Origin of the sequence: Candidatus Electronema sp. TJ, assembly GCF_048287355.1 — a bacterium.
Lineage (GTDB): Bacteria > Desulfobacterota > Desulfobulbia > Desulfobulbales > Desulfobulbaceae > Electronema.
The window spans coordinates 1-10,149 of record NZ_JBLWEP010000087.1 but is presented as its reverse complement, the minus strand read 5'-3'; the positions used below and the strand labels follow the sequence as shown (position 1 = coordinate 10,149).

Here is a 10,149-nt window from a genome sequence, read left to right as displayed (position 1 = left end):
AGCTTCCATTCCGCATCGCTCATTCCCTCAAATCTTCCTGACATGCTCTGCCCTCTTTGGAGAGAGCAGTTTAACACCTTTCAGGCATTAGTGGGATAGGTTCCATCTTTTCCCTATGACATCCCATTGCAACAAACTATGCACATATTTTTTTAAAATAAGGACTCATAGTAAAAAACTGGGCATCCATTTTCTTTCTAACACCACCCATTTTTTAAAACTGTGCGGTCAGTTCTTAGAACTGAGCACCCAGTTTCTTTCTATGACCGCCGAGTATTAAAAACCGGGTGCTCAGTTTAAGAAACTGGTGCGTCGGTTTCTTACATTCCCCTCTCATTTTGTAAAATTGAGCCGCGCATTCGTTCCGCTCCATTCTTTAAAATGCGGCAACGGCAGACTGAGTTGACTGCAAGGGATCCCAGCCGCAAAGATCGTTTTCGGATGATTCTAAAAGACGGCTGTCATCTAAAAATTCAAATGGGTTACGCTCTCTGCCATTTTCCCACATAAGCGAATAAAATTATATTTCGCTCTCGCCGATCCAGAAATCAGCGGGCGTAAAGCTCATTTTAGAATCAACAGACTTCTCTGGCCGCTCAGGCGTATCTTCAGCGCACCATCCAGAAAAATATCCTTTCCATATTGGCCATGCGCATGAAGTTCAGCGGTAAATTTCCGCACAGCATCTAATTTAGGAATAAGAATAGGAATTTCAACTTGCTCATCGTTATGCAGCACTATCCTTGCCTTAACAGTTTTCACGTCAATCTGATTCAACTCGTGTTGACAGAAACGGCCTATATTTGCCACACAAACCGGATTCAGCCAATACTTCGCCTCATTTCCGTCCTTGCCGACTGCACATGAGGCGGTTCATCAACTCTGCCTGATAGAACCAGAACTTGTTTATCCTACCCAGCCCTGCGCCACGAACAGCCCGGAGAGCATGAGGAGGATCAGGCTGGCGGGCAGCATGATCCGCCATTCCAGATACATTAACTGGTCAACCCGGACTCTGGGGAAGGTCCAGCGGAACCACATATAAATAAAGACGATCAGGAACGCCTTGGCGAAGAACCAGAGGAAGCCGGGAATCAGGTTCAGCAGCGGATCAATGACTGGCAGACCGAAGAGCGGAGCATGGAAGCCGCCAAGGAAAAAGGTGGTGACCAAAGAGGCGGCCACGAACATGTTGACGAATTCTCCCAAGAAAAACATGGCGAAGCTGATGCCGGCATATTCGGTGGCAAAACCGCCAGTCAGCTCGGACTCTGCCTCGGCGATGTCAAAGGGAGTGCGATTCAGCTCGGCAGTGGAAGCAACCAAGTACATAATAAAAGCTAAAATGCCAAGGAAGGGCAGCTTGAAAATCCACCAATCAAAGATGGTGCCCTGCTGGACCAAGACAATGCCGCGCAGCGAGGCGGTGCCGGAAAGCATGACCACCAGCAGCATGAGCAGGGCAATGGAAATCTCAAAGGAAACCATCTGCGCACCGGAACGCATCGCGCCAAGCAGCGAGTATTTATTGTTGGATGCCCAGCCTGCCAAGAGTATGCCGAGGATGCTCAGGCCGGAAACGCCGAGGACGTAGAGCACGCCGCCAGCCGGATCGGCCACTTGCAGGTGGTGGTCAAAAGGAATCACGGCCAAGACGAGAAAGGCTGCGCTGACCGGCAGCAGCGGGGCGAGGAAGAAGATGAAGGTGTCCGCGCCTTCCGGCTTGAGTATTTCTTTGAAAATAGCCTTGATGCCGTCAGCTAAAGGCTGAAGCAGGCCATGCGGCCCCACCCGCATTGGGCCGAGGCGGAGCTGGAAATGGGCGGAAACCTTGCGTTCCAGAAAAATCAGTACAGCACCCAAAGAACCGACCAAGGCCATCAGACTGAGCAGCGCAAGCAGCCCGTTGACGACAGCGGCGATGGTTTCAGGAAAGATGCTGCGGACTATATCGCCGATGAGGTTGTTCACCGGATAAAGCTCTACAGAAGAAGGCATCATGGCGTGTCACCTGTTTTTTCTAACGGTCAATGTCCGGGATGACCAAGTCGAGCGTGGACATGATGGTGATCAGGTCGGCCACCTTGTGTCCGGCGGCAAGTTCGTTCAGCACGCTGAGGTTGGAGAAGTTGGGCGAGCGGTATTTAAGCCGGTAAGGCTTGGTGCCGCCGTCAGAGACAATATACACACCGAGCAGGCCGCGCGGGGTTTCCACTTGGCTGTAATAGCTGCCCTTCGGCAATTTGTAGTTCTGCTGCGGCTGGCTGCGGTGCGGGCCGCCGGGGAAACGGGCCACGGCCTGTTCCAGAATCCGCAGCGACTGTACCATTTCCTCCATCCGCACTTGGCAACGGTCGTAGCTGTCACCTTTGCTGCCCAGCGGAATATCGAAATCGAATTGATCGTAAATCGAATACGGATCGTGCTTGCGGACATCATAATTGATGCCGGAGCCGCGCAGTACCGCACCGGTGCAGCCGTAGGACAGGGCTTTTTCCGGCGAAAGAATGCCAATATCCCTTGTCCTCTCCAAAAAAATGATATTCTTATTGAGCAAGGTGCTGTACTCGTCCAGCATCTTGGGCATGATCTTGAGCAGATGCTTGACTCTGGGTATGAAGGTGTCTGGCACATCTGCCGAAGAGCCGCCAGGCCGGAAATAGTTCACAGTCAGGCGTGCGCCACATAACTCCTCAAAGATGTCGTTGATCAGCTCCCGCTCGCGGAAGGCGTAGAAAAACGAAGTGAAGCCGCCCATGTCCATGCCGAGCACGCCCCACCAGAGCAGATGCGACTGGAGCCGTTGCAGCTCGCAGATCATCAACCGGATGTATTCACCGCGCTCCGGCACGCCGATGTCCAAGGCTTTCTCCACCGCCATGCAGAGGCAGAGGTTGTTGGAGAAGGCAGAGAGATAATCGAGGCGGTCAGAGAGATGGAGATTCTGGACATAAGTCTGATTCTCCGCCATCTTCTCGATACTGCGATGGATGTAGCCGAGATGCGGCACCACTTCCACCACCGTCTCGCCGTTGAGCCGCACCACCACACGCAGCACACCGTGGGTGCTGGGATGCTGCGGCCCGATGTTGACGAAGAACTCCTCGGCCTCTTCGTCCTCCGGCGGCGGCAGTCTGAAGCCTTCCGGCAGCGTGTTTCCCTCAAGACTGTATTCGCTGAATGATTCCGTGATCATTTCCTTCCCGTTCTTTTCCGTTTCCGTCGCTGTCAACATATCGCCCGCCGCACTGCTTAACTGTCGAGCACCTTGCCCCGCAGCAGCTTGATTCTGCTCTGCCGAATCTTGCTTTCCAAGCGTCTTTTTTCGGATGCCTGCGTCGCTTTCGTCGGTTTTCTTGTCTTCTGAACCGCCAACACTTTTTTGATCAAATCCCGCAGCCGCTCCAGCGCATCCAGCCGATTCTGCTCCTGAGTCCGGTATTGCTGCGCCTTAATGATGACCACGCCGTCTTTGCTTATCCGCGCATCATTAAGGAACTGCAACCGCTGCTTGCAGATCTCCGGCAGCGATGAAGCTTTGATATCAAAACGAAGGTGAATCGCTGAAGCTACTTTGTTCACATTCTGCCCGCCAGCTCCCTGCGCTCGGATGGCCAGCAGCTCAATCTCGTGATTGGGGATGAAGATGTTGCGGGTGATGTGGAGCATTGCTGTGCGGCGTTAATACGGCCTTTTCACCACCCGCGTCGGATCATCATAGTCCTTGCGCAGCGGATAGCCGGGGAAATCGTTTTCTAAGAAAATCCGCCGCATGTCTTGATTATTGCGGAAGCGGACACCGAAGAAATCATAAACCTCGCGCTCATGCCATTCCGCGCCGAAATACAGATCAGAAATGGTTTCCATTTCCGCGTCGCCGGTTTCAGGCTGCTTTGCCGCTTTGCTGCGGAAGAAGAGCTTGTGGCCTTCGCGGCAGGAAAGCAGCTGCACCACAATGTCAAATGAGTCTTTCCAGTCTACACAGGTGAGCTGAATGAGCATGTCCAAGCCAAGGCTCTGCTCATTTTTCAGATATTCGGCAAAGGCCCGGTACTGCTCCGGTGGCACAACCAAATCAAGGATGTAATCCGGCCCCAGCTCGGCCACGGCCTTTGGGCTGATTCCCGGATGACCATAGACCTCAACAGCAGGGAATTTCTCCTGAACCATTTGCAGCAAGGTCCAGTTGCTAATGCCCTGCGCTGTCGGTTTTCTCCGGGGCAGATTCGGGAATTCTTCCTTCTTCACGCGGGCAGACTTGGACGACGCAGAACTGGCCGACTTGGCTGGGTTATCACGTTTGAACTGCTCTCTCGCCTCGCGCTGATCCTCATCCTTCCGTTTTTCCTGCGCCGCCCATTCCGCCTGCGCCTTGCTGAACAAATCCTCAAAGGGCGCATTCAGTGTCTCACGGACTTTCCATGGACGGCGGCGGCCCTCCTGCTTGATCTTTTCTTGGAGCTGCAAGATGCCCTGAATCAGGGCTTCGGGCCGGGGTGGGCAGCCAGGAATATATACATCCACTGGCACCAGCCGGTCGCCGCCTTTGACCACCGAATAGGAGTCATAATAAAACGGTCCACCGGAGATAGCGCATGAACCCATCGCAATCGTGTATTTAGGCGCGGGCATCTGCTCGTACAGCGTTACAAGATTTTTAGCCATTTTTTCGCTGATCGTGCCAGCAAGAATGATCATGTCAGCTTGGCGGACGCTGGCGCGCATGACCTCGTAGCCGAAGCGGGCCAAATCATGCCGGGCCGCGATGGTGGACATCATCTCGATCGCACAGCAGGAGGTGGCATACACCAGCGGCCAGACCGAGTTGGCTCGTCCCCACGCCACCAGCAGCTCGACTGCGTCAACCAGCTTGATGCCGCCGGGCAATTTTTCAATCAGCTCGCCGGACTGCCTGACCAGGGCGGATGCGCCGTTGTTTACTCCCATACCAGAACCCCCTTTCGCCACGCATAGAGCAAGCCGGAGAAAAGAACAAAGATGAAGCAGAACAATTCAAAATAGAGCAGATTGATCGTGACTGCGCCTGCCGTCCCGCTTGCCACTGCCCGAAAAATTTTCATGCAAGGGAAAAGAAAAAGCGTCTCAATGTCGAAAAGGAGGAAAAGCAGGGCGAAGATGTAGTAAGCGACTTTGAAGCGGATACGCGCATCGCCTATGGGTGTCTCTGAACACTCATAGGCCTGACGCTTAAGAAAACTGTCTGGCGAACGATAGGCGAGCAATTTAGCCAGCAGCATCGCCCCGCCTGCGAAAATCGCGCCAAGAAAGGCGACGAAGCCTATCAAAATATAGCTGTCCATCAAAGCGTGATCTCTGGAAAAAGATTGTTGATGCGTTTGTTCTGCTCCATCAAAGAGCAAAATCGGCAAGCTGTCAAGAGGAAAGAGCGGCGCACTCAGTCCGCTGCCTAGCAAAAGAAGGGGAAAATATTTTTATACCATTTCCTTAATCGCATGTCAAAGAAATAGATGATGATTATAAACTCTATTGATCAAAATCCGCGCAGACTGTCTTCTTGACGGGCACCCTGACAACAGGGTAGTATGTGAGAAACAGTCTTAGCCCTCGAAAAAGCGGAATAAGCGCACAACGATGACGACGATCCTGCCTAAACTCTTTCAGCGCGGCGCAGCCCTGCTGGTGACACTCCTCCTGCTGCCGGTTCCTGCACATGGCTTCAGCATCGGCGAGGAGCGGCTGCTCGGCGAGAAACTGTTGTATGCCGTCCGAAAGAATTTCGCCCTGATTGACGACCCCGATGTTTCCCAATATGTCAACAGCCTTGGCAGGCAAGTGCTGAAGGCCGCCGGGCCTCAATATTTCGACTATCATTTTTTTGTGGTCAAGAATGATCAATTCAACGCCTTCGCCGCTCCTTCCGGCCTGATCTTCCTCAACAGCGGCTTGGTCAAGACCATGAAGAGCGAGGATCAGCTTGTCAGCGTCATGGCCCATGAGGTTGGCCATGTGGTCAGCCGTCATATCGCCTCCCGCATGGCCAAGCAGAGCAAGGTGAACGCCCTCAGTCTCCTCTTCGGCGCAGCCAGTCTGGCCGCAGGCAATCCGGCCCTGACGCAGGGGCTGCTCACCGGTGCGCTGGCGGCGGGAGCAACAGCCGGATTGAGCTTCTCACGGCAGGATGAGGAGCAGGCCGACCGGCTGGCCTTTGACTGGATGCGAAGCATGGACCGCGACCCGGCGGCGATGGAGGAGACACTCAAAACAATGCGGCGGATCACCCGCTATCACTCTGAGCAACAGCCGCCCTATCTGCTCACACATCCTAATCCTGAAGACAGGCTCCACTATGTGCAGTCGTTGCTCGAACAGGAAGGCCGCCGGATGGCAGCAGAGAAGAATGATGGCGGACGCTTCGCCTTTCTCCGTTTCAAGCACCGGATATTGAGCGAATCTTTGGATGCCAACGAGATGCGGACATGGTGTTCGGGCACTATCGCTTCCGGAAAAAATGCCGAGGAAGTCGGTATGGCCCGCTACGGATTGGCTCTGCTCAGTGCCAAAGAGATGGATTTCAGTGGCGCAATTCACCAGATGGATCAGGTGCGGCTTGATTTTCCCGGCAGGGAGATTCTCGATATCGACTTGGCCGCGATTCATTTAGAGGCCGGACAGCCCGCCGAGGCTTTGAAGCTGCTGCGTCCGGCGCACCGACAAGATCCGAATGACCTTTATGCGGCCTTCCATTTAGCCAGAGCTTTGGAGCAGACAGGCGACCTTGCCGGAGCGGAAAAGCTGCATTTCGAAACAGCTAGAGCCCTGCCTGACTATTCGAAAATTTATTACGAGCTGGGACGGCTTAAAGCGCGGCAGGGGCAAAACGGATCCAGCATCTTTTATCTCGGTCAGCATTATCTGCATGAAGGCCGGGTTGAGCTGGCCAAGCAGCATTTGCGGCGGGCGGAAAAAGATCAAACTATCCCTTCTGTCCTGCGTCAAGAGGCGAAATTCATTCTGGAACGGCTGAAACAGCTGGAGGACGCGTGACGACCAGAAATCACGCCGCCGCTTGTTCTCTGTTCTTTTTTCAACACAAGGCCAAGTCATGCTGAAACGATTTTCCGTCTCTCTTGAAGAACCTCTGCTGGAGCGTTTTGACGACTATATCAGTCGGCATGGCTACTCCAACCGCTCTGAGGCGGTGCGCGACCTGATCCGAACCAACCTGATTCAGGAGGAATGGGAGCAGGACAGCGAGGTCGTGGGGGTCGTCACCTTGGTTTACGACCATCATCAGTCCAAGCTGCAGGAGCGGATCACCGAGGCGCAGCACGACTACTATCAGTTGATCAGCTCGTCCACCCATGTGCACATGGACCACCATAACTGTCTGGAAGTGACGATTGTCAAAGGCAATGCCTCGAAAGTCCGGGCGCTGGCTGAAAAGATGATCGCCCTGCGGGGGGTAAAAAGCGGCAATCTGACCATGAGCAGCACCGGCGACGGGCTGCATTGAGAGTGACAGGAGAAAACACGTGGAATACCGGACAGGTTCTGTGGGGAGGGTGATTGCGGCCCGCTTTGATCACGGTGAGGATTTTCTCGCTGGACTGCGGGAGCTGGTGTTGTGCGAGCAGATTGCCAGCGGCTGGTTTCAAATCATTGGCGCATTGGGCAGAGCCGGAGTGGTGATCGGTCCGAAAGAGCCGGTAGTGCCGCCGGATCCAGTCTGGCAGGAAGTGGAGGCGGTCTGCGAGGTGCTCGGCACTGGGTCGGTTCATTTAGACAACGGCGAACCGAAAATTCATCTCCATGCCGCGTTGGGTGAGCACGGCGAGACGCTCACCGCCTGTGTCCGCCGCGACAGCAGGGTCTATCTGACCTTGGAGGTGCTGCTTTTCGAGCTGAACGGCCTCGGAGCCTCCCGGCCTTGGGATGCGCAGAGCGGCTTCAGCAAGCTGCGCTTCGCATGAGCGTGTTGAAGGTCCGGCTATTTCAGAAAAATGCCCGCATCTGCCGCTGCCTCGGCGGCATTGCGGACAAAGATATTTGCGAAATCGTCAATCTCGCCTAAGCCACGTTCCACCGCATGTACCTCAAAGCCCTCTTGTTCCAAAACGCTTTTCCAAGAGTCTTCCTCCGGCCCAGCCATGTCCTTGACTGAATGATCGCCTGCCACCACCATGAAAGGTTTGAGCAGCACTCTTTTTGCCTCTGAACGCTGTAGCTCACCGATCACATCATCAAGGCTTGGAAACCCTTCCACATTGCCGATCAGCGTCAGCACATCTGGATGCAGCGTGCGCATTCGGCGGGCCAGCTCGACATAAGATCCCGCAGACGGGAAATGCTCGTTGCCGTGGCCCATGTAGACTAAGGCGGCCCGTGCGGCCCGTGCCATCTCCGCGTCGGCGGCCAGTGCCTTGGCGGCGGCTGTTATGTCATCAGCGTAGGGATGGATCGGGCCGTAGGTGCCGAGAGCTGGGCGGCCCAAGGCGATCTTGTGAAACGGCTTGTATTTTGTTTTCTTAACCGTGCCCATCCGCAGCAGACTGTCCACGTAGGTGCCGAGATCAAGGTATTCCTCGCCCATGGCGATATGGGTCGGCTGAAGAACAATACTGTCATAGCCTTGATCTTGCAGGTCAGCGATGACGGCCAAGACTGTTCTGACACCAAGAATCTCCACCGGAATGTCCGGGTGGGCATGAAGGTAAGCCGGATCAGCGGCACGTTTCTGCCAGCGGCGGCGAATGATGTTGGAGGTGAAGGCTATCCGCACCGGGATGGCTGGAAACCGCACCGTCATTTTGGCATGAATATTGAGCAGTCCCTTCAGGGCTGATTCAACCGTTGTCCCGAACATAGCCAAAACTATAGCCGCCTTATGCTCCACGTTCCATCTCCAATGCTTTCGCTTTCAAAAAAAACAGCAAAGCCGGAGACGCAGTCAGCGTCTCCGGCTTTGAATCTGTTAATGTCAGGAACCCTACGCTTTTCAGCAGAGGCTTTTATTTCACCTTCATGAGGTCCTGCGGATTGATGAAGTTGGGATCGTTCATGACCCCATCCTTCATGTACTGCATCTGCTGCTGCTTGATCTGGCCGCTCATGCCGCTTGAACCAGGCAGGCCAGGAATGTTCGGGAAGGTGCTGTCGCCGATGCCTTCCTGCATATAGCTGATCTGCGGCATCTTGATCTGGTTGCTGACCTGAGTGACGATCTTCGGCATCATCTGGCTCTTGAAGCGGTTCGGCAGCTCCCACGGTTTGATGCTGCCGATGATGGTCTGCACCATCTGCGGCTGGATGTTGCTTCTGTAGAGATTCGGTGCCATGCCGGAGATGTTCCGGTAACGGTCCATCATGATGGTGTCGCGCACTTTGGCCCGGATCTGATTGGCTGCTGCTGCGCCCTGCTGCATGACGGCCAGATTTTGCTGGGTCATTTGCTGAGCCAGAGAATCACGCTGCTGCTGGGGCATGTTCTGAATCGCCTGCTCAATCATGTTGCGGATATCCAGTGTGGGAGGGGGCGCAGACTGTGCAGCCTGATCTGCGTCCGGTGCCCAAAGGCCATCCATAGAAACATTGCTCGTGACCTGCTGATTGATGTTGGACATCATGCCGGTGGCGATGCTGTTGGCGATGCTGTTGGCCATGCCTGACATCGGATTTGCAGCAGCACTGCCTTGTTGTGCCGAGGCAGAACCTGCTGCGGCGGCAGCCAGTCCAATTGCAAGGGTGAATCTTAACACTGTCTTTCTCATTTTTCCTCCTCCTCTTGTTTGAAAAACCATCCGCACTATGCGGACAGATGCCTCTCAAAAATCCGGTTCAGCCCCGTCTTTTTTCTGAAGAAGCAAATTCTCCAGCGCATTCCTTTGTAGCACGTTTCGCAGAGTTTGTACAGTTTTTTTTACTCACTTCTGCGAAAAAATATCCGATCAGCGACGGCTGTCCACAATAATATCGGAATACATAAAGAATTTCAAATCATTTTCCGCTAAGCTCTAAAAAAAACAAGTTGTGACCTCTGCTGTTCACAGAAAAGTTTCTTGCGTATGCCGGGCGGAAGGAGGAGCATAAACCTTATGCGGAAGTTTTTTTGCTCAGCCCAGCCTGAAGCGTCCGCTTTGCCCGCAGGCATGGCTGTCTCCGCGCGTTCAC

11 protein-coding genes are annotated in these 10,149 nt (G+C 54.2%); 3 read left to right on the top strand and 8 right to left on the bottom strand.

The annotated features are described in order from the left end of the window. Positions 1–564: 564 nt before the first annotated feature. The 6 genes from ACNKID_RS07685 to ACNKID_RS07660 all read right to left on the bottom strand — a co-directional run bounded on the left by ACNKID_RS07685 (position 565) and on the right by ACNKID_RS07660 (position 5,321). Positions 565–762: a hypothetical protein gene (locus ACNKID_RS07685; protein WP_417912858.1), complete on the bottom strand. Its 198-nt coding sequence runs from the start codon at positions 760–762 to the stop codon at positions 565–567. A gap of 144 nt (positions 763–906) precedes the next feature. Then, positions 907–2,001, bottom strand: coding sequence for an NADH-quinone oxidoreductase subunit NuoH (gene nuoH, locus ACNKID_RS07680; RefSeq protein WP_417912857.1), 1,095 nt, complete (start codon positions 1,999–2,001; stop codon positions 907–909). A gap of 19 nt (positions 2,002–2,020) precedes the next feature. Further along, the gene (locus tag ACNKID_RS07675; RefSeq protein ID WP_417912856.1) at positions 2,021–3,196 is read right to left on the bottom strand and encodes an NADH-quinone oxidoreductase subunit D; all 1,176 of its coding nucleotides are present in this window, start codon (positions 3,194–3,196) and stop codon (positions 2,021–2,023) included. 56 nt (positions 3,197–3,252) lie between these two features. Then, positions 3,253–3,669: an alternative ribosome rescue aminoacyl-tRNA hydrolase ArfB gene (gene arfB, locus ACNKID_RS07670; RefSeq protein WP_417912855.1), complete on the bottom strand. Its 417-nt coding sequence runs from the start codon at positions 3,667–3,669 to the stop codon at positions 3,253–3,255. Between the two features lie 12 nt (positions 3,670–3,681). Further along, positions 3,682–4,947 (bottom strand): NADH-quinone oxidoreductase subunit NuoB, encoded by a 1,266-nt coding sequence (nuoB, locus tag ACNKID_RS07665; protein WP_417912854.1) that lies wholly within the window; start codon positions 4,945–4,947, stop codon positions 3,682–3,684. After that, complete coding sequence (locus ACNKID_RS07660; RefSeq protein ID WP_417912853.1) at positions 4,938–5,321, bottom strand: NADH-quinone oxidoreductase subunit A; 384 nt, start codon at positions 5,319–5,321, stop codon at positions 4,938–4,940. Before ACNKID_RS07660 ends, nuoB begins: the two co-directional genes overlap by 10 nt. A gap of 292 nt (positions 5,322–5,613) precedes the next feature. On the opposite strand from ACNKID_RS07660, the gene ACNKID_RS07655 reads away from it, so the two are divergent. The 3 genes from ACNKID_RS07655 to ACNKID_RS07645 are packed head-to-tail and all read left to right on the top strand — an operon-like array spanning position 5,614 to position 7,952. Beyond that, positions 5,614–7,026 (top strand): M48 family metalloprotease, encoded by a 1,413-nt coding sequence (locus tag ACNKID_RS07655; RefSeq protein ID WP_417912852.1) that lies wholly within the window; start codon positions 5,614–5,616, stop codon positions 7,024–7,026. Positions 7,027–7,084: 58 nt separating this feature from the next. Next, positions 7,085–7,495 (top strand): nickel-responsive transcriptional regulator NikR, encoded by a 411-nt coding sequence (gene nikR, locus ACNKID_RS07650; RefSeq protein WP_417912851.1) that lies wholly within the window; start codon positions 7,085–7,087, stop codon positions 7,493–7,495. Positions 7,496–7,514: 19 nt separating this feature from the next. Continuing rightward, positions 7,515–7,952: a PPC domain-containing DNA-binding protein gene (locus ACNKID_RS07645; RefSeq protein ID WP_417912850.1), complete on the top strand. Its 438-nt coding sequence runs from the start codon at positions 7,515–7,517 to the stop codon at positions 7,950–7,952. Positions 7,953–7,969: 17 nt separating this feature from the next. Here ACNKID_RS07645 and ACNKID_RS07640 read toward each other — a convergent pair whose 3' ends face one another. Together ACNKID_RS07640 and ACNKID_RS07635 are read right to left on the bottom strand one after the other, a co-directional pair. Then, the gene (locus tag ACNKID_RS07640; RefSeq protein ID WP_417912849.1) at positions 7,970–8,875 is read right to left on the bottom strand and encodes a sirohydrochlorin cobaltochelatase; all 906 of its coding nucleotides are present in this window, start codon (positions 8,873–8,875) and stop codon (positions 7,970–7,972) included. A 115-nt stretch (positions 8,876–8,990) separates the two neighbouring features. Continuing rightward, a complete protein-coding gene (locus ACNKID_RS07635) occupies positions 8,991–9,749 on the bottom strand; it encodes a hypothetical protein (protein ID WP_417912848.1) in 759 nt (252 codons plus the stop codon). Positions 9,750–10,149: the final 400 nt, after the last annotated feature.

Bases quoted from the DNA above. Each gene is read 5' to 3' on its own strand.
- nuoH (WP_417912857.1), bottom strand. From the start codon at position 2,001: ATGATGCCTTCTTCTGTAGAGCTTTATCCGGTGAACAACCTCATCGGC.
- ACNKID_RS07675 (WP_417912856.1), bottom strand. From the start codon at position 3,196: ATGATCACGGAATCATTCAGCGAATACAGTCTTGAGGGAAACACGCTG.
- arfB (WP_417912855.1), bottom strand. From the start codon at position 3,669: ATGCTCCACATCACCCGCAACATCTTCATCCCCAATCACGAGATTGAG.
- nuoB (WP_417912854.1), bottom strand. From the start codon at position 4,947: ATGGGAGTAAACAACGGCGCATCCGCCCTGGTCAGGCAGTCCGGCGAG.
- ACNKID_RS07660 (WP_417912853.1), bottom strand. From the start codon at position 5,321: ATGGACAGCTATATTTTGATAGGCTTCGTCGCCTTTCTTGGCGCGATT.
- ACNKID_RS07655 (WP_417912852.1), top strand. From the start codon at position 5,614: ATGACGACGATCCTGCCTAAACTCTTTCAGCGCGGCGCAGCCCTGCTG.
- nikR (WP_417912851.1), top strand. From the start codon at position 7,085: ATGCTGAAACGATTTTCCGTCTCTCTTGAAGAACCTCTGCTGGAGCGT.
- ACNKID_RS07635 (WP_417912848.1), bottom strand. From the start codon at position 9,749: ATGAGAAAGACAGTGTTAAGATTCACCCTTGCAATTGGACTGGCTGCC.